Genomic DNA, 18,807 nt, shown 5'->3' with positions numbered 1-18,807 from the left:
AGTACACCCCAGGCTGGCCCGAGGAGGCTTCTAGCGTCTAGGGTCGGACAACTGCTGGTCGTTGCTGAACCTTGGCGAGGTGCAGGCCCCAGCTGTGGGCACTGCACCTTGGTTTTGCTTACAGCTTATCGCTTACGGCTTAAAGCTGGGGTTAGAGAATATACCGCGACAGGTCTTCGTCCATCGCCAGCTCGCCGAGCTGGGAGTCGACGTAGGCGGCGTCGATGGTCAGGGTCTCACCGAGGTCGGAGCCCTTGAAAGAGGCGTCCTCGAGCAGGCGCTCCATCACCGTGTGCAGGCGGCGGGCGCCGATGTTCTCGGTGCCTTCGTTGACCTTCCAGGCGATCTCGGCGATGCGTTCGATGCCGTCGTCGGTGAATTCCACCTTGAGGTCCTCGGTGGCGAGCAGCGCCGTGTACTGGCGAGTCAGCGCCGCGGAGGGCTCGGTGAGGATGCGCTTGAAGTCGTCCGGCGTCAGGGCGTTGAGCTCGACGCGGATCGGCAGGCGGCCCTGGAGTTCGGGGATCAGGTCCGAGGGGCGCGACAGGTGGAAGGCGCCGGAGGCGATGAACAGGATGTGGTCGGTCTTCACCATGCCATGCTTGGTGGACACGCTGGAGCCTTCGATCAGCGGCAGCAGATCGCGCTGTACGCCTTCGCGGGAGACCTCGCCACCGCTGGACTGGCCGCTGCCCTTGGCCACCTTGTCGAGCTCGTCGAGGAAGACGATGCCGTGCTGCTCCACCGCTTCGATGGCGCGCTGCTTGATGTCGTCCTCGTTGACCAGCTTGGCGGCTTCCTCATCGCGCAGCAGGGCGAAGGCGTCCTTGACCGCCACCCGGCGGGTCTCGGTCTTCTGCTTGCCCATGCTGGAGAACAGGTTCTGCAGCTGGCTGGTCATCTCTTCCATGCCCGGCGGGGTCATGATATCGACGCCCTGGCTCTGGGGCGTGACCTCGATATCGATCTCCTTGTCGTCGAGCTGGCCTTCACGGAGCTTCTTGCGGAAGGCCTGGCGAGTGGCGTTGTCGGTACGCGGCTGACCTTCCTGGCCGCGCGGCGGCGGCAAGAGGGCATCGAGGATGCGATCCTCGGCGGCATCCTCGGCGCGATGGCGCACCTCGTCCTTGGCCTGCTCGCGGACCAGCTTGATGGCGGCCTCGGTGAGGTCGCGAATGATCGATTCCACATCGCGGCCCACATAGCCCACCTCGGTGAACTTGGTTGCCTCGATCTTGATGAAGGGAGCGCCGGAGAGCTTGGCCAGGCGGCGGGCGATCTCGGTCTTGCCCACGCCGGTAGGGCCGATCATCAGGATGTTCTTGGGCGTGACTTCCTGGCGCAACTCTTCGTCGAGCTGCATGCGACGCCAGCGGTTGCGCAGGGCGCTGGCCACGGCACGCTTGGCGTCCTGCTGGCCGATGATGTACTGGTCCAGGGCGTGGACGATCTCGCGGGGGGTCATCTGGGTCATGATCAGAGCTCTTCCAGCGTGACGTGGTGGTTGGTGAACACGCAGATATCGCCGGCGATCTCCAGCGACTTCTCGGTGATCTCGCGGGCTGACAGCTCGGTGTTCTCGAGCAGGGCGCGCGCCGAGGCCAGGGCATAGTTGCCGCCCGAGCCGATGGCGATAATGCCGCGCTCCGGTTCGACCACATCACCATTGCCGGTGATGATCAGCGAGGCGTGCTTGTCGGCTACCGCCAGCAGCGCCTCGAGGCGGCGCAGGGCGCGGTCGGTTCGCCAGTCCTTGGCCAGCTCCACGGCGGACTTGACCAGGTTGCCCTGATACTTCTCGAGCTGGGCCTCGAAACGCTCGAACAGGGTGAAGGCATCGGCGGTACCGCCGGCGAAGCCGGCCAGTACCTGGCCGCGGTAGAGGCGACGCACCTTGCTGGCGTTGCCTTTCATCACGGTATTGCCCAGTGATACCTGGCCATCGCCGGCCAGGGCCACCTGGTCGCCGCGACGCACGGAAACGATCGTGGTCATGGAGGGGACTCCTTAGGGGAGCAGGGCTCCCGATGACTTTGGAAAGGCTCCACGAATGTCGGCACGGATGAATCGCTGCGTTGCGCGGTGCGTGAAATCCTTGCATGGCATTCGCCCATGCTCCGGTTCCTCTGCTCCATGCGCCTTGCGCTTCAGTCCGCTCGCCGAGTCGTGCAGCGATTCCCTTTGGGCGCCGTCTGGCTGGCGCCGTGAGAATGCGTTGTTCGAGTAGGTGCGGGCAGTGGGGAGGAAATTCAACCGCCCATGAGGGCGGCGGCGGGGCCGCCGCCGCTCAGTTCTGCAGTTGGATGAGCAAGGGCTCGATGCCTTGGGTGATCATGAGATCCTGGGCACGGGATAGCTCGTTGCGGTCGGTATAGGGGCCGGCCTGGACGCGGTGCCAGGTGGCGCCATCGCCGGTCTTGACCTCGGTGATATTGGCCAGCAGGCCGAAGTCCTTGAGACGGTTGGCGAGTTTCTTGGCATCGGCGGTCGAGCGGAAGGACGCAGCCTGCAACATGTAGCGGCCGTCGTCATCGACCTCCGGCTCATCGGCCGGTGCCGACGAGGATTGAGTGGTGTTGGCGGCGATGACCTGGGCGATGGGGTCGTCCGCCGGTGCCTCATCGGATGCCTCGTCGTCCTGCGATGTCGAGGTCGTCCGCTCCGGACGCGAAGCCGTCGATTCGGGCATCTGGCCGCCCGGCGCCACCACTTCGGATTCCGGCAGCAGGGTATAGAACTCGAAGGTCGGCATGGGCGACTCGTCCGACTTCGCTTCCGGCTTGGCGGGTTTCTCGTCCTGCGAGGAGGCGTCGGAAGACGACGATGCCACCGGGGCCCGGGGCGTTTCCGGCTCGTCCTGCCAGGGAGCGGTGCCATGCTGGTGCTGGGAGATCAGGAAGCCGGCCACCAGGCCGGCCAGCCCCCATAGCCAGCCCGGCACTCCGCGGCTTGGCGCCTTGCTCTTCGACGAGCGGCGCTGGCTGGTAGCGCCGCGCTTGCGGGGAGGCGTCTTCTTGCGGGTCGCCATGGCCTACATCTCCTCGGGGGCACTGACGCCCAGCAGGTCGAGGCCGTTGCGCAGCACCTGGCGAGCCGCCAGGCCCAGCGCCAGGCGAGCGTTGCGTCGAGCGTCGTCCTCGACCATCACCTTCACCGCGTTGTAGCAGGTATGGAACTCGGCGGCGAGATCCTGCAGGTACTGGGCGATCTGCTGCGGCTCCCGGGCGAGGGCGGCGCGCTCGACGACCTCGGGATAACGCGCCAGCCGATTGAGCAGGGCCTTTTCCTGCTCGGTATCGAGCAGGGCCAGGTTGTCCATGGCCAGCTCGTGATCGAAGGGCCGCTCGTCGGCCTGGGCCTTGCGCAGCATGCTGCAGACCCGGGCGTGGGCGTACTGGACGTAATAGACGGGGTTGTCGTTGGACTGGGAGCGCGCCAGGTCGATGTCGAAGGTCAACTGGGAGTCGGCGCGGCGCGCGGCCAGGAAGAAGCGAGTGGCATCGCGGCCCACTTCGTCGATCAGGTCGCGCAGAGTGACGTAGCTGCCGGCCCGCTTGGAGAGCTTCACCTCGACGCCGGAGCGGGTGACCAGCACCATCTGGTGCAGCACATAGTCGGGCCAGCCCTCGGGGATGCCGACGCCCAGCGCCTGCAGGCCGGCGCGCACCCGGGTCACCGTGGAATGGTGGTCGGCGCCCTGTTCGTTGATCACCGTGGTGAAGCCACGCTGCCACTTGTCCAGGTGATAGGCGACATCGGGCAGGAAGTAGGTGTAATCGCCGTCACGCTTGCGCATCACCCGGTCCTTGTCATCACCGAAGTCGGTGGTGCGCAGCCAGGTGGCGCCGTCGTGTTCATAGGTGTGCCCTTGCTCGGCCAGGCGCTTGGCGGTGTCCGCGACCTTACCGTCACGGTACAGCGATGACTCGAGGAAGTAGACATCGAAGGCCACGCCGAAGGCGCGCAGGTCGAGATCCTGCTCGCGGCGCAGGTAGGCCACGGCGAAGTCGCGAATGGCGTCCAGGTCGTCCGGGTCGGCCTTGGCGGTGACATGGCGGTCGTCAGCATGGACGGTCTCGCCGGCCAGGTAGGCCTTGGCCACATCGGTGATGTAGTCGCCCCGATAGCCGTCGGCGGGCCAGGCGTCGTCCTCGGGAGTGACGCCCTTGGCCCTGGCCTGCACCGACAGGGCCAGGTTGCTGATCTGGGCACCGGCGTCGTTGTAGTAGAACTCGCGGGTGACGTCGAAGCCCGTGGCTTCCAGCAGGCGGCACAGGCAGTCGCCGATGGCCGCGCCACGGCCATGGCCGACGTGCAGCGGCCCGGTGGGGTTGGCGGAGACGAATTCCACCTGAACCTTCTGGCCCTGACCCGTCAGGCTGCGCCCGAAGGCATCGCCGCCGTCGAGCACCTCGCGGACCACCTGGGCGGCGGCATCGGTGGCGGCGAAGAAGTTGATGAACCCGGGACCGGCGATCTCGACCTTGCTGACGGCTTCGCTGTCGGGCAGGGCCGCCACCAGCTTCTCGGCCAGTTCGCGCGGTTTCAGGCCGGCCGGCTTGGCCAGCATCAAGGCCAGATTGGTGGCGTAATCGCCGTGGGCCTTGTCCTTGGCGGGATCGACCTTGATGGTCGGGGCGAGCTCGGAGGGCAGTATCGCCTGGCGCTGGAGGTCTTCCAGGGCGCGCTCCAGAAGCGAGATGATGGTGTCTTTCATGGAAAGTCTTCGATGTCCTGTGGCGCGGGCTCGTGGGAAGACGCTGACCCCATCGCCCGCATGGGCATTGAGTCGTGTCTTCCTGGCGCTCGCCCGTCAATGGGCAATTGGGCACATATTATCGACAATTGTGACGCGGCTTTAAACCCCGGGCCGGTTGAGCCGGGCTGCGCCCGGAGCTGTAAGTCATAACCGGGCTGCGCCCGAAGCCGTAAGTCCTAAGCTTTAAGCTGTAAGACAAAACAAAAACCTTGTTCCCGGAAGTTTCGGGGTATTTTTCGGCCGGCTTACGGCTTTCAGCTGAGCGTCTGCGGGTCGATATCCAGCGACCAGCGTACGCGCCGTGCGGCGGGTTCGGCTTCCAGCCAGGCGATGAGCCAGGCGCCGGCTTCGTGGAGGCGGCTGCGCTTGTCGGCGCCGAGCATCACCTGCATGTGATAGCGGTTCTGGCGGCGTTCCATGGGAGCGGGTACCGGACCGAGACAGTCGACCTCCAGGCCGCGTTGCTCGATATGCTCGCGGGTGGCCTCGGCGACTCGCTCGCCGAGTGCGTTGACGTCGCTTTCGCGCGGACTTTCCAGCCGCAGCAGGGCCAGGAAGCGGAAGGGCGGCAGGCTGGCGGCGCGCCTTTCCTCGAGCAACTGCTCGGCCAGGGCGTCATAGCCACGGGCCGCCAGTAGCCGGAGGTTGGGGTCGTCGGGGTGCAGGGTCTGTACCAGCACGCGCCCGGGGTGGGAGGAGCGACCGGCGCGGCCGGCGACCTGCTCGAGTAGCTGGGCACTGTGCTCCAGGGCGCGAAAGTCGCTGGCATAGAGGCCGGCGTCGGCGTTGACCACGATGACCAGGTTGACGTGCGGCAGGTGGTGGCCCTTGGCCAGCATCTGGGTGCCCACCAGCAGGCAGGGCTCGCCGCGTCGCACTTCGCCGAGAGTGCGCTCCAGGGCGTCGCGTCTCCGGGTGCTGTCGCGGTCGATGCGATGCACGGGGATGTCGGGAAAGCGTTCCGCCAGGGTTTCTTCGGTGCGTTCGGTGCCACTGCCCAGGGGGCGCAGGTCGGCACTGCCGCAATCGGGGCAGGCATCGGGCAGGCCGCGTCGGTGATCGCAGTGGTGGCAGGCCAGCAGCGGCGGCTGGCGGTGCAGGGTCATGTGGGCATCGCAGTGGGTGCACTCGGCCAGCCAGCCGCAGGCGTGACAGGCCAGGGTGGGGGCGAAGCCGCGGCGATTGATGAACACCAGGACCTGGTGCCCGGCGTTCAGGGTCGTCTTGATGGCGTCGAGGACGGGGGCGATCAGGCCGCCCTTGCGGGGGCGGCCGCGCAGGTCGACCAGTTCCAGTCGGGCCGGGGCATGGCGGCTGGCGCGGCGGGTCAGGCGCAGGTGGCGGTAGTCGCCGGCCCGTGCGCGGTGCAGGGACTCCAGCGAAGGGGTGGCACTGCCCAGAACGATCGGAATGCCATGCCGGTGGGCCCGGATTACCGCCAGGTCCCGGGCGTGATAGCGCAGCCCTTCCTGCTGCTTGAAGGAGCCGTCGTGTTCCTCGTCGACGATGATCGCACCGGGGCGGGCCAAGGGCGTGAAGATCGCCGAGCGGGTGCCGATGACGATGGGCGCCCGGCCGTTGGCGGCGGCTTCCCAGGCGTCCAGGCGCTCGTGGTCGGTGAGGCCGGAATGCAGCGCCACCACCGGGACCTGGAAGCGCTTGCGGAAGCGCTCCAGGGTCTGGGGCGTCAGGCCGATTTCGGGGACCAGGACCAGCGCCTGACGCTGACGGCCGACGACTGCTTCGATCAGCTGCAGATAGACCTCGGTCTTGCCGCTGCCCGTTACGCCGTGCAGCAGGCAGGGGTGGAAGGCGTCCAGCCCTTCGTGAAGTGCGCCCATGGCGGCTGCCTGCTCGCCGTTCAGGGGCAGGGCCGGCTCGGCCAGCGAAGGGCCTTTCGGCGCCTCGCCGCCGGTCACGGGCTGTTCGTGACACTCGATGAGCCCCTTGCTGACCAGGGCCTTGAGCTGCTCACGGGTGAAGGACTGGGCCAGCACGGCCTGGGTGACCAGGCCATGCGGATGCTGGCGCAGCATGCTCAGCAGCTCGGCCTGTCGCGGGGCGCGCTCGAGTCCTGACGGGGCATCGGCATGCCCCGCCTCGGTGACGCTCCAGTGCTCGCGGGTGCGGGCGGTCAGGGCGCGGCCCTGACGCAGCAGAGCCGGCATGGCATGGTGCAGGGTGTCGCCGATGCCATGCTGGTAATAGCGGGCGGTGAAACGGCACAGCCAGAGCCAGTCTTCGGGCAGGGGGGTGTCGTCCAGGCGGGCGTCGATCGGCTTGAGGTTGGACAGCGGGAGTTCGCTTGCGTCGCGACACTCGATGACCACGCCGACCACCTGGCGTCGTCCGAAGGGTACGCGTACCCGCAGTCCCGGTTGCCAGCCGTCCGAGGGGGCCGGGCCGGCGGGGAGATAGTCGAAAAGCCGGCGCAGTGGCGAGGGGATGGCGATCCCTAGTACACGGGGAATGGGACGAGGGGAATCGGGCAATTGGCCTCCGGTGCCGGCTCTGCTAGAATGCTCCGCCGCCGCGTCACCCTGAATGGCGCGGGCAGCCGGTTTGCACGTTCCGATAAACCGTATGCGGTGCCTGGCGGAAGATCAGGTGGCGGCATACAGCTTTGCGAGGCTCAAGATGAAACAAGGTATCCATCCGAATTACAAGACGGTCAGCGCGACCTGTTCCTGCGGCGCCACCTTCGAGGTGGGCTCCACCGCCGATCAGGAGCTGTACCTGGACGTCTGCTCTCAGTGCCACCCCTTCTACACGGGCAAGCAGAAGCAGGCCACCACCGGTGGTCGTGTCGAGCGCTTCAACAAGCGCTTCGGTGCTGCCCTCAAGCGCTGAGTCGCTGTCTCGCGGCCATGTGCCGGAGAAGACGAGAGGAACCCGCCCAGGAGGCGGGTTCTTTTTTTTGTGGCCGTCTTTCCGGGCGAGCATCCCGGATGACGGCCATCTCATATCTGCAAGCTGCAATGCAGCAATAAGGAATGCATTATGGATGAGGTGTTTTGCTATAAGATTCGACAAATAAGCGTCATCAGCGCTGAATTGGCGTGAAAAACTGCCTAGTTTCATAAAGTTGAGAAATGGAAGTTTTTTCTATAATCTGAGTATCTATTGAATCGCAGATCGGATCCTCAGCATGACAGACGCGAAGAGACAGGCGGCGCTGGACTATCACGCGAAACCCATTCCCGGAAAGCTGTCGGTGGAGCTGACCAAGCCCACCGCCACTGCACGGGATCTCGCCCTGGCTTACAGCCCGGGCGTGGCGGAACCGGTCCGCGAGATCGCGCGGGACCCGGAAAACGCTTATCTCTACACCGGGAAGGGCAATCTCGTTGCCGTCATTTCCGACGGTAGCGCCATCCTTGGCCTGGGCAATCTGGGGCCTCTGGCCAGCAAGCCGGTCATGGAAGGCAAGGGCGTACTGTTCAAGCGCTTCGCCGGGATCAATTCCATCGATGTCGAGGTCGATGCCGAGAGTCCTCAGGCTTTCATCGACACCGTGGCGCGCATCGCCGATAGCTGGGGAGGCATCAATCTCGAGGATATCAAGGCTCCGGAGTGCTTCGAGATCGAGCGAGCCCTGGTCGAGCAGTGCAACATCCCGGTGTTCCACGACGACCAGCATGGTACTGCCATCGTCACGGCGGCGGGCATGCTCAATGCCCTGGATATCGCCGGCAAGTCGCTGGAGAGCGCCAGGATCGTCTGCCTGGGGGCCGGCGCGGCGGCGATTGCCTGCATGAAGCTGCTGGTCGCCTGTGGGGCGCGCTCCGAGAACCTGGTGATGCTGGATCGCAAGGGCGTGATCCACAGCGGTCGCGAGGATCTCAACCAGTACAAGGCGATGTTTGCCATCGATACCGACAAGCGCACCCTGGCTGATGCCATCGAGGGGGCCGATGTCTTCGTCGGGCTGTCAGGCCCCGGCCTGATGACGGAGGAGCATATCCGCCGGATGGCGGACAATCCCGTGGTGTTCGCTTGCACCAACCCCGACCCGGAGATCCATCCGGACCTGGCGCGGGAAACCCGCCCGGATGTGATCATGGCCACGGGGCGTTCCGACTATCCCAACCAGGTCAATAATGTGCTGGGATTCCCCTTCATCTTCCGGGGTGCCCTGGACGTGAGGGCGACCCGCATCAACGAGGACATGAAGGTGGCGGCAGTCCATGCGCTCAAGGACCTGGCCCGCGAACCGGTCCCCCAGGCAGTGCTGGAGGCCTACGACAAGGACGCCATGAGCTTCGGTCGTGACTACATTATTCCCACGCCGATCGATGTACGCCTGCTCGAGCGCGTCTCCTCGGCGGTGGCTCAGGCGGCGGTGGATTCCGGCGTGGCGCGCCGTCCTTATCCGGCTCATTATCCGCTGAAGACGGTGGATGATGTTTATGGGTAATACTGCTTAAATGCCTGCACGTGCAAATCACTGCGTGACGCGGTGCGCGAAAGCTCGCCTAACGACATGTTATGTCTCGCTTTCTGTGCTCCGGGCGCCTTGTGTGACCCACGGGGATGTGGGAAATGCGATGGCCCGCCGGGAGCGGGCCTAGCCTTCACGACGCTCGGCTATTTATTCAGCATTTCCATGCGGCGGCTGAGCCTGCGCTCCCACATCCCGCACAATGCAAGACGACGCCGCCGGCCCCAGGGCCGGCGGCGTCGTTTCATGGGTTACCAGTCGTAGATCAGCGAGGCGGTGGTGGTGCGATCGGTCTTGGCCATTGCCTCTTCGGGCGGCTGGGAGTTGCGCTCGAGCTCATGGGAAAGCTTGAGGGCCAGGTGATCGTTGATTCTGGCGGTCAGCGAGGTCAGCGAGCGTGACGTGAGGTTCTCGCGTGTGTGCTCGAGGGAGAACTCCTGGCCGAGGCTGGCGGTTTCGGACAGTTTCCACTGGTAGTCCAGGGCGCCATAGGCCACGCCCAGGTGGCGGTCGCTCGTGTCGGGCAGGCTGTCGTGGCGGTAGCCCGGTCCGGCTTCCAGGGCCAGTGATTGGTGGTCGTCGTTCAGCACGCGGCGGCCATAGCCGGCGATGGCGGTGATCTGGTAGTGGTAGCCGCTGAACCGGTCCTTGTCCCAGCGCGTGAAGCCGAACAGATAGTCCATGCCATTGAGATCGTAACGCTCCCGGGCGGTCACCTGGTAGCGCTCGGCGCTGGTCTCGTCATCCTTGGTAACGTGACGTATCTCGCCGCGCAGGCTATGGGTGAAGTCGCCGGTCAGCCAGGCCAGGTGGCCCTTGGTGATCAATGTCTGGCTGTCGGTGTTGCCGGAGAGGCTGGTATAGCCGAGCTCGGCCGTGCCGCTCCAGGTCGGAGTATCCTCGGCGGGAGGGGGCGGCGAATAGAAGGGGCGGGCGCTGGCGTCGCCGACGAGTGCCAGCAGCCCCAGGCTGGTCCATAGGACATGGCGCACCTTGAAACGCATGATGATCTCCCGGTCATCGTGGATGGGAGCTGGAGTGACGTTCGGCGATGAGGGGTGAGGCGGCATCCTGCCGCCCCACCACGGGATCAGAAGATGGCTTCGTAGATGCCGGTGCCCTGCGAGCCGCTTTCCTGTTCGACTTCCTGTTCCACGCGCCGTGGCTGGTAGCTGGGCAGGTGGTCGGCGCGGAACAGCTCCAGGATGCCCCCACCCTGATCGTCGCGCAGCAGGCGGCCGGTGTTGGGGTCCACACGCCGCTCGACGACATCCTCGGGACGCTCGGGCAGTCGCTCAGGGCGTCCTTCAAGGGCCTGTCCCATGAAGTCCACCCAGATCGGCAGGGCGGCCTGGGAGCCGTACTCGGCGGTGGGCGAGTTGTCGTCCTTGCCCACCCAGACGGTCGTGGCGAGATCCATGTTGAAGCCGGCGAACCAGGCGTCGCGCTGATCGTTGGTGGTACCGGTCTTGCCGACGATATCCTTGCGCTCCAACGCCAGGGCGCCGCGGGCGGTGCCGCTCTCGACGACTTCGCGGAGCATGTCGCGGAGGATGTAGACCGCGCCCGGATCGGCGATGCGCGGAGCGACCCGGTAGGTCTCGCCATCGATCTCGGTGGTCGTCTGGTCGGGGGCGCAATCGCGACAGGCCACCTTGGGGTCGGCCTTTTCCACCAGGGTGTGGTGTTCCCCTCGGGTCACGCGCTGGATGAACCAGGGCTTGACGCGGAAGCCGCCGTTGGCGAGCGTCGCGTAGGCACGGGTCATCTCCAGGGGTGTCAGGCTGGCACTGCCCAGGGCGAGGGAGAGGCCGTGGGGCAGGCGTTCGGGGTTGAAGCCGAACTCATCGAGGAACTCGAGGGTACGATCGAGCCCCAGGGATTGCAGCAGGCGAATCGTCACCAGGTTACGGGAACGAGCCAGGCCCACGCGCAGCCGGGTCGGCCCCAGGAAGTCGCCGCTGGAGTTGCTGGGACGCCACAGCTCGTTGCTGCCATCGCGCATGACCACCGGCGCATCGTTGATCACGGTGGCGGGGGTCACCTCGCCACTGTCGAGCCCTGCTAGATAGATGAACGGCTTGAAGATGGAGCCGGATTGGCGACGAGCCTGGACGGCGCGATTGAACTTGCTGGCATCGAAGTCGAAACCGGCCTGCAGTGCCAGGATGGCGCCCGTCCGGGGCTCCATGACGACCAGCGAGCCCTGGGCATCGGGCTGCTGGGAAAGCCGCCAACTGCCGTCTTCGCGCTGCATGATGCGTACCAGCGATCCAGGGGCGGCGATGTCGGCGGCACTGTTGGGTGCGGCGCCACGGCTGCGCGCGCTGCGATAGGAACGGGCCCACTTGAGGCCGTCCCAGTCTAGCGTCTTGACCTCGCGGTCACTGGTCAGCACGCGCATCTCGCGGCCCTGGCTCTCGACCACGATGGCCGGCTGCAGTGGGCCGAGCTCGGGTGTGCGCTCGAGTACCTGCAGCCAGTTGCTGACGTCGCCTTCGATGCCTTCGACCTCGGTCTGACTGCGTTCGGCGGCGCGCCGTGCGGTTTCCATGACCTCCGGTGATTCGGAGAGCTCTTCCTCGAGCCCCTGGCGCTCGGTGCGTTCCTGGGCTTCGGCCAGGCTGCGCGGGATGTCGGTCTGTTCGGGGCCACGCCAGCCGTGGCGGGTATCGTAGGCGATCAGGCCGTTGGCCAGGGCCTGCCGGGCCATGGGCTGGAGTTCGCTGTCGAGGGTCGTGGTGATGCGATAGCCCCCGGTATAGGCCTTGTCGCCGAAGCGCTCGGTAGCGAACTGGCGCGCCATTTCGGCGACGTAGTCGGCCCGGACCTCGGCCTTGGCGACATGGCGGCGGGCGGTGATCGGTTCCTGCACGGCTTCCTGGTAGGCGGCCTGATCGATGAAGCCGAGATCCCGCATGCGGAACAGGATCCAGTTGCGACGGATCAAGGCGCGCTCGGCGTTGGCCAGCGGGTTGAAGGTGGAGGGCGCCTTGGGCAGGCCGGCGATCATGGCCTGCTCGGCCAGGGTCAGTTCCTCCAGCGGCCGATCATAGTAGACCTCGGCGGCGGCAGCGATGCCGTAGGAACGGTGGCCGAGGAAGATCTTGTTGACGTAGAGCTCGAAGATCTGCTCCTTGCTGAGGATCTGTTCCATCTCCAGCGACAGCAGGATTTCGCGGACCTTGCGGATATAGGTCCGGTCGAGGGTCAACAGATAGTTGCGTGCGACCTGCATGGTGATGGTCGAGCCCCCCGACTGGATGTCGCCACCGCTGGCGACCAGCTCGACGGCGGCGCGGGCCAGCCCCTTGGGATCGACACCGTGGTGATCGAAATAGCTGGCGTCCTCGGCGGCCAGCAGGGCATTGACCATGTCCTTCGGGATCTCGTCGAAGGCCACCGGCATGCGACGCTCTTCGCCGAATTCGCCGATCAACTTGCCGTCGCGGGTGAAGATGCGCAGCGGGGTCTGCAGCTCGAAGTCCTGTAACTGGCGGACGTCCGGTAGCCCCGGGGCGAAATACAGTGCCGCGCCGACCACGGCCAGCACCGAGGCGGTGGTAAGCGAAACCAGCAGCCAGAGTGCTGAAAAGACCAGGGTTCTGAGGAACTTCATGAAAACGCGGTATCCGTGCTGAGAACAAGAACGTCGTAGCGAGATGTGCAGTGTGGTCGTGCGATGCGACGGCCATTATAGGAAGACGGAGAAGGGACCACCAGCGTTGACCGGTGGCGACAGTGTTTTTGTGTGGAATTTGTCATTTGCGCCTAACCTTCGAGAACGGGCGTGCGATGTGGTCGCCGAGGTGCAGGGACGCACTGGAGGTCCGTGGCATGACTCGCACCGGAGGGTGTGAGCAATGTGGCGATTCAAGACAGCCGCTCAGGACTTGATCGGTGTCGATATCGGTTCGTCGACCGTCAATATCGTCGAGCTTCGCTTCAAGGGTGGCGGGCCCCGGGTATCGGGACTCGGGGTGGCGCCCTTGCAGGCGGGGGCCGTGATCGAGAATCGTATCCATGATGATGACGTTGTCGCCGATGCCCTGTCGTGTGCTCTGGCCGTTGCCAAGCCCCTCGGCAAGCGGGCCTGTGTCGCCGTGCCGGCCGGGGCTGCCATCGTCAGAACCCTGAACCTGCCCGCCTCGCTGGACGAGGACGACATCGAGTCCCGACTTCAACTCGAATCCGACAAGCATATTCCCTTTCCGTTCGATGACATCACCTTCGACTTCCAGTCGCTGGGGCCCTGTGACGATGCTGTCGACCAGCAAGCGGTGCTGCTGGTCGCCTGTCGGCGTCAGGCCGTCGAGCAACGTGCCGGACTGTTGCGCCGGGTCGGACTGATGCCCGTGGCCGTGGATGTCGATACCTTTGCCGTGGAACGGGCGATGAGCGCGCCCTGGATCCGTTCCTCGTCCTCCGGGGAAGACGGCGGAGGGCTGGCGCTGGTGGATGTCGGTGCCGACAGCAGCGCTTTCTACATCCTGCAGCGTGGGCGCGTCGTCTATCGACATGACATTGCCCTGGGCGGTCGGATGCTGATCGAGGGGTTCAGTGATCGCCATGGAGCGGAGCATGGCCATGGCTTGCCGGACGACACACTGGCGCCTTTCGTCGATGCCCTGGCAGGGCAGATCGGCCGTGCCCTGCAGCTTTATCATGCCGCGGGGCAGGGGCTCGAGATACGGCACATGTCGTTGGCGGGAAGCGTCAGCGTGCTGCCGGGGCTCGTGGGACAGCTGGCGGAGAAGAGCGAGCTGCGGGTGGCGGTGGTCGATCCGTTGCACGGTGTAAGACGGCATTCGCGCGTCGATGCCCGTCGCCTGACCGAGGCGGCCCCGAGCATGCTGACTGCCTGCGGTCTGGCGATGCGGGGGCGGCCATGAGCGTCGAGATCAATCTGCTGCCATGGCGCGATGAGCGGCGGGAGAGGCGTCGTCGTCGCTGGCGGGTCATGCTGCTGGGCGCCCTGCTGTTCGGTGTGGCGGCGGGGTATGGTCTGGAGCGCTACCACGCCGCCGGGCTCGAGGCGCAGCAGCGTCGCCATGCGCTCATCGCTCGCCATGTCGAGGCCTTGCGACCCGACGTTCAGGCGGTCGAACGTCGGCAGGTGCGGGTGGCCGATCTGGAACGGCGTCTGGCCGAGCTGAAAGAGCGACTCGAACAGCGCGGTGAGGTCCTGGCCCTCTTCAATGGCCTGGCCGCCACACGGATGGAGGGCGTGCGCTATTCGAGCCTCGTGCAGCGGGAAGGGCTGCTGGTCTTGACGGGCTCGGCCGACAACCACCGGCGGATCGCCGCGCAGCTACGGGCACTTGAGGCTTCCCCCGTCTTTGCGGCGCCCTCGTTATCGGAAGTGGCGCCTCTGTCCCGGGGGTGGCGGTTCCGGCTGAACCTGGTGTGGGCAGGCCGGGGAGGACGTTCGTCATGAGCCGGATGTCGGCCTGGCAGCATCTGCGGCAACTGGAATGGCGCGAGCTGGACGTTCGCGACGCCGACCGCTGGCCGCTCGGCCTGCAGGGGTTGTGCTGCGCTCTGCTGGCGGTCGTGGTGTGCGCCGCAAGTTACGTGATTCTGGCGTTGCCGACCTTGAAGGCTCTGGATGAGGCGAAACGGGAGGAGGCCGGGTTGCTGGAGGCGTACCGCCACGACGCTGCCCGTGCGGCGCATCTGCCGGACTTGCGCGAGCAGGTGGCAGCACTCGAGCAGCGCTTGCTCGAGCTGGAATTCGCCTTCCCCGAGATGGCCGGCAGGGCGTCGCTGATCGACGACATCGGAGCAGCGGCGCTCGAGCGCCAATTGACGATCGAGACGCTGCGGCTTGGAAGCGCCGTCGAAACAGGGCTCGTCGTCGTGCATCCCGTTTCGGTCCGGGTGACGGGATCCTTCAATCGGCTGGGAGGCTTCGTTGCCGATGTCGCCAATATCCCACGCTTGGTCACCCTGCATGACGTTCGACTGGCCGTGGAAGAGGGGCGATTGCACCTGTCCGTACAGGCGAGGGCCTACAGCGTCGAATCGTCGAGTGCCAAGGAGGATGGATGATGCGCTGGGGGCGAGTCGGCGCTCTGGGATTGGGGGCGCTTTCGGTGGGCTGTCATGACGCCGGTCTCGAAGAACTGGAGCAGCGGCTCTTGGCATGGCGCGCCGATGCAGTTGCCCCGGCAGTGAAAGAGGTGTCGGCAGCGCCGACGCTGGCGCCTGAGAGCTATCGCTTCGTCGACTCCTCCGGCCCTTTCTCGACCGGAGAGTCGGAGGGGGAAGGCGGGGGCATGGAGGCTGGAGGGCCATCGGGCAGCACCGCGCGGCCGCCGCTCGAGCAGGTTGCGCTGGAGGCGCTGACGCTGGTGGGTACGCTGAGCGCCTCGGGTGCCGCCTGGGCGCTGGTCAGGACCCCGGAGGGAACGGTGCACCGCTTGGGCGTCGGCAGCCGTCTCGGGCGCCACCGGGGGCGTATCGTCGCGATCTCCGGCGCGGCAGTGCATCTGGTGGAGAGGCGCCCCGATGGCAATGGGGGCTGGATCGAGCGCGACGTCACGCTGGAGCTGGATGATTGAGGCGTCGCGTTCACGGCATGGAGGCTGGGGAAATGGCATGGATGCGAAGCGGCGCACTGGGCGCCGTCTTGTTGGTGATGGTCGTGGCGGTGCTGCCCTGCCATGGGCGGGCGATGGAGGGGGCAGGTGAGGAGGCTGGTGCTGACACACGCCTCATCTCGCTCAATCTGCGGGATGTCTCGATACGCACCGCCCTGGCGGCCATCGCCGATGTCACCGGGTTCAACCTGGTGGCCAGCGACAATGTGTCCGGGCGCGTCACGTTGAATCTCGAGGAAGTACCCTGGCAGCAAGCCCTGGCGTTGATTCTCGAGAGTCACGGGCTGGCCAGCCGCCGGCAGGGCAACGTCATCATGGTGGCGCCTGCCGGTGAGCTGGCCAGGCACGGGGCGCTGGAGGGGAGCGGCGGGGAAGCCGCGCCCGAGGCGCCGCTGGTGACCGAGCACCTGCGCATCAAGTACGCCAAGGCGGAGGATCTGGCGGACATGCTGCGTGGCGAGACGGGCCTCGGCCTGCTGACGGAGCGTGGTCGGGTCGCCGTGGATGCGCGCACCAATACGCTGCTGGTGCAGGATACCGCCGAGCGTGTCGCCGCGATTCGTCGGATGCTGGAGCGTCTCGATGTGGCGGTACGTCAGGTGCGCATCGAGGCGCGTATCGTCATCGCCCGGGACAGCGTGGCACGCGAGCTGGGTGTTTCCTGGGGGCTGTCCGCCAATGAGGGCAGCACGCCGAGCGGGCTCAATGCCGCCGGTGCTTCCAGTGGCGTGGCCGAGACGGGCGGATTGGCCGTGGATCTGGGGAGCGCCCGGTCACCGGCCACGACCTTCGGTTTCGGTTACCTGTCCGGCGATGTGCTGCTCGATCTGGAGCTGCGTGCCCTGGAAAGCGAAGGCAAGAGCCGGATCATCTCCCAGCCCAGGGTGATCACCGCCAATCAGCGTACTGCGTTGATCAAGCAGGGCACCGAGATTCCCTATCAGGAGGCGACATCGAGCGGTGCCACCAATGTCGAATTCAAGGAGGCGGTCCTGTCCCTGGAGGTCACGCCCCAGATCACGCCCGACGATCGCATCATCATGGAGCTCGTCATCAACAACGACACCGTGGCCCAGGAAACCTTCGGCGGAGCCCCGGCCATCGACACCAACCAGATCGCCACCCAGGTACTGGTCGACGACGGCGATACTGTGGTGCTCGGTGGGATTCTCACCACCGAGCAGGTGCGTCAGCTGTTCAAGACGCCGCTGCTGGGTGATCTACCGCTGCTCGGCCACCTATTTCGCTATACCGAGAACAGCAGCGATCAGGTAGAGTTGTTGGTATTCATTACGCCCCGAATACTGGACGACAACCTGGCGACGCACTGATGCCGGCATTACCCAATCTGATTCTGGTCGGTCCCATGGGGGCCGGAAAAAGCACCATCGGCCGCCTGCTGGCGACCGACCTGTCGCGGGAGTTCCTCGACAGCGACCACGAGATCCAGGCGCGTTGCGGCGCCGATATCCCCTGGATCTTCGATGTGGAGGGCGAGGCGGGTTTTCGTGACCGCGAATCCCAGATGATCCGGGAGCTGGCCGAGCGTGAGCAGGTGGTCATCGCGACCGGTGGCGGGGCCGTGCTGCGCGAGGAAAATCGTCGGGTCCTGCGCGAAAGCGGCACCGTCATCTATCTCTATACCACCGTGAACCAGCAATTGCGGCGCACGGCCAAGGATCGCAACCGTCCGTTACTGCAACGTGACGATCGCCGTCAGGTGCTCGAGGAGATGTTCGTGCTACGTGATCCGCTCTATCGGGCGACCTCCGATATCATTGTGCGTACCGACCGGCGGGGGCCGCGTGCCGTGGCCAGCGACATCCTGCGTCGCGTGGAGCGCCTGGTCGACCCACTTCAATGCAAGGCCTGATGCCATGACGCAATCTCCCGAAGTCCCGTCATCCCATGATGCCCTGCGCACTCTGCGAGTGGCGTTGGGCGAGCGCAGCTATCCCATCCATATCGGCCCCGAGCTGCTGGGCGACTCCCGGTGGCTGACGCCCCATCTTGCCGGTCGCCAGGTGATGGTGGTAACCAACGAGACGGTGGCGCCTTTGTATCTGGAGGCGCTCAAGCGTGGCCTGCCGGACGACCTGGAGGTGCGCGAGCTGGTGTTGCCCGACGGCGAAGCGACCAAGAACCTGGCCAGCGTCGAGCGCATCTGGGACGCGCTGCTGGCGGCCGGATTCAATCGGCGGTGCACCTTGATCGCTTTGGGAGGCGGCGTGATCGGTGACATGGTCGGCTATGCCGCTGCCAGCTATCAGCGCGGCGTGGCCTTCATCCAGGTGCCCACGACCCTGCTGGCCCAGGTGGATTCCTCGGTCGGCGGCAAGACCGGGGTCAATCATCCGCGCGGCAAGAACATGATCGGTGCCTTCTGGCAGCCTCGGGCGGTGCTGATCGATACGGACACCCTGGCAAGCCTGCCGCCCCGCGAGCTTTCCGCCGGGCTCGCCGAAGTCATCAAGTACGGGCTGATCCGTGATGCCGACTTCCTGTCCTGGCTGGAGGAGCGCATGCCGGCGTTGCGTCGTCTCGATGCCGCCGCCTTGACGACCGCCATCGAGCGCAGTTGCAGTCTCAAGGCCGAGATCGTCGCCGAGGACGAGACCGAGCAGGGCGTGCGGGCCTTGCTCAACCTGGGGCACACCTTCGGTCACGCCATCGAAACCCATCAGGGCTATGGGCATTGGCTGCATGGCGAGGCCGTGGGGGCCGGCATGCTGATGGCCGCGGAACTTTCGCATCGGCTGGGCTGGCTCGCGGAGGCCGACGTGGCGCGGGTTCGCGCGATCATCGAGGCGGCGTCGTTGCCGCTGGCGGTACCGGCCGACATGACGGCGGAGGACTTCCTGGCGCTCATGCGCCTGGACAAGAAGAACCTGGATGCGCGGTTGCGCTTGATCCTGCTGCGTCGACTCGGTGACGCCTGCATTCATGACGAGACGCCGCCCGAGATGCTGAGGGAGTTTCTGGAGGCCTTTCCGCGCCGCTAGGCA

15 protein-coding genes and 1 pseudogene are annotated in these 18,807 nt (G+C 65.9%); 9 read left to right on the top strand and 7 right to left on the bottom strand.

Annotated features, from left to right (window positions below):
• Positions 1-151: 151 nt before the first annotated feature.
• The 5 genes from hslU to HELO_RS15145 all read right to left on the bottom strand — a co-directional run bounded on the left by hslU (position 152) and on the right by HELO_RS15145 (position 7,251).
• Positions 152-1,474 carry an ATP-dependent protease ATPase subunit HslU gene (gene hslU, locus HELO_RS15165; protein ID WP_013333525.1) on the bottom strand — a complete coding sequence of 441 codons (1,323 nt, stop codon included), beginning with the start codon at positions 1,472-1,474 and terminating at the stop codon, positions 152-154.
• A 2-nt stretch (positions 1,475-1,476) separates the two neighbouring features.
• Positions 1,477-1,995, bottom strand: coding sequence for an ATP-dependent protease subunit HslV (gene hslV, locus HELO_RS15160; RefSeq protein WP_013333524.1), 519 nt, complete (start codon positions 1,993-1,995; stop codon positions 1,477-1,479).
• 292 nt (positions 1,996-2,287) lie between these two features.
• Entirely contained in the window at positions 2,288-3,028 is a 741-nt protein-coding gene (locus HELO_RS15155) for an SPOR domain-containing protein (RefSeq protein WP_013333523.1), read from the bottom strand.
• 3 nt (positions 3,029-3,031) lie between these two features.
• Positions 3,032-4,717 (bottom strand): arginine--tRNA ligase, encoded by a 1,686-nt coding sequence (gene argS / locus HELO_RS15150; RefSeq protein ID WP_013333522.1) that lies wholly within the window; start codon positions 4,715-4,717, stop codon positions 3,032-3,034.
• A 296-nt stretch (positions 4,718-5,013) separates the two neighbouring features.
• Positions 5,014-7,251, bottom strand: coding sequence for a primosomal protein N' (locus HELO_RS15145; protein ID WP_013333521.1), 2,238 nt, complete (start codon positions 7,249-7,251; stop codon positions 5,014-5,016).
• Between the two features lie 145 nt (positions 7,252-7,396).
• Here HELO_RS15145 and rpmE point away from each other — a divergent pair, with 145 nt between their 5' ends.
• Both rpmE and HELO_RS15135 read left to right on the top strand, forming a co-directional pair.
• The gene (rpmE, locus tag HELO_RS15140) at positions 7,397-7,609 is read left to right on the top strand and encodes a 50S ribosomal protein L31 (protein WP_013333520.1); all 213 of its coding nucleotides are present in this window, start codon (positions 7,397-7,399) and stop codon (positions 7,607-7,609) included.
• Positions 7,610-7,907: 298 nt separating this feature from the next.
• A complete protein-coding gene (locus HELO_RS15135; protein ID WP_013333519.1) occupies positions 7,908-9,176 on the top strand; it encodes a malic enzyme-like NAD(P)-binding protein in 1,269 nt (422 codons plus the stop codon).
• A 275-nt stretch (positions 9,177-9,451) separates the two neighbouring features.
• On the opposite strand, the gene HELO_RS15130 is transcribed toward HELO_RS15135, so the two are convergent.
• Positions 9,452-10,204, bottom strand: coding sequence for a DUF481 domain-containing protein (locus HELO_RS15130; RefSeq protein WP_041602182.1), 753 nt, complete (start codon positions 10,202-10,204; stop codon positions 9,452-9,454).
• Between the two features lie 86 nt (positions 10,205-10,290).
• Positions 10,291-12,819: a penicillin-binding protein 1A gene (locus HELO_RS15125; protein ID WP_013333517.1), complete on the bottom strand. Its 2,529-nt coding sequence runs from the start codon at positions 12,817-12,819 to the stop codon at positions 10,291-10,293.
• 244 nt (positions 12,820-13,063) lie between these two features.
• On the opposite strand from HELO_RS15125, the gene pilM reads away from it, so the two are divergent.
• The 7 genes and pseudogenes from pilM (at position 13,064) to aroB (ending at position 18,804) form a co-directional block, all read left to right on the top strand.
• Entirely contained in the window at positions 13,064-14,092 is a 1,029-nt protein-coding gene (pilM, locus tag HELO_RS15120; RefSeq protein ID WP_013333516.1) for a type IV pilus biogenesis protein PilM, read from the top strand.
• Entirely contained in the window at positions 14,089-14,637 is a 549-nt protein-coding gene (locus HELO_RS15115; protein ID WP_013333515.1) for a PilN domain-containing protein, read from the top strand. Before pilM ends, HELO_RS15115 begins: the two co-directional genes overlap by 4 nt.
• Positions 14,634-15,251 (top strand): type IV pilus inner membrane component PilO, encoded by a 618-nt coding sequence (gene pilO / locus HELO_RS15110; RefSeq protein ID WP_013333514.1) that lies wholly within the window; start codon positions 14,634-14,636, stop codon positions 15,249-15,251. Before HELO_RS15115 ends, pilO begins: the two co-directional genes overlap by 4 nt.
• Positions 15,248-15,763 carry a pilus assembly protein PilP gene (locus HELO_RS15105; protein ID WP_013333513.1) on the top strand — a complete coding sequence of 172 codons (516 nt, stop codon included), beginning with the start codon at positions 15,248-15,250 and terminating at the stop codon, positions 15,761-15,763. Before pilO ends, HELO_RS15105 begins: the two co-directional genes overlap by 4 nt.
• A gap of 155 nt (positions 15,764-15,918) precedes the next feature.
• Positions 15,919-17,133: pseudogene (locus HELO_RS15100) on the top strand (type IV pilus secretin PilQ); the annotation flags it as partial.
• Positions 17,133-17,675 carry a shikimate kinase AroK gene (gene aroK, locus HELO_RS15095; protein WP_013333511.1) on the top strand — a complete coding sequence of 181 codons (543 nt, stop codon included), beginning with the start codon at positions 17,133-17,135 and terminating at the stop codon, positions 17,673-17,675. The pseudogene HELO_RS15100 and the gene aroK, both read left to right, overlap by 1 nt.
• Before the next feature lie 4 nt (positions 17,676-17,679).
• Complete coding sequence (gene aroB, locus HELO_RS15090; protein ID WP_013333510.1) at positions 17,680-18,804, top strand: 3-dehydroquinate synthase; 1,125 nt, start codon at positions 17,680-17,682, stop codon at positions 18,802-18,804.
• The last annotated feature ends 3 nt before the right edge of the window (positions 18,805-18,807 follow it).

Origin of the sequence: Halomonas elongata DSM 2581, from assembly GCF_000196875.2 — a bacterium.
Classification (GTDB): domain Bacteria; phylum Pseudomonadota; class Gammaproteobacteria; order Pseudomonadales; family Halomonadaceae; genus Halomonas; species Halomonas elongata.
Note: the sequence above shows the minus strand (reverse complement) of the source record. Positions and strands in the feature narration are given on the sequence as shown.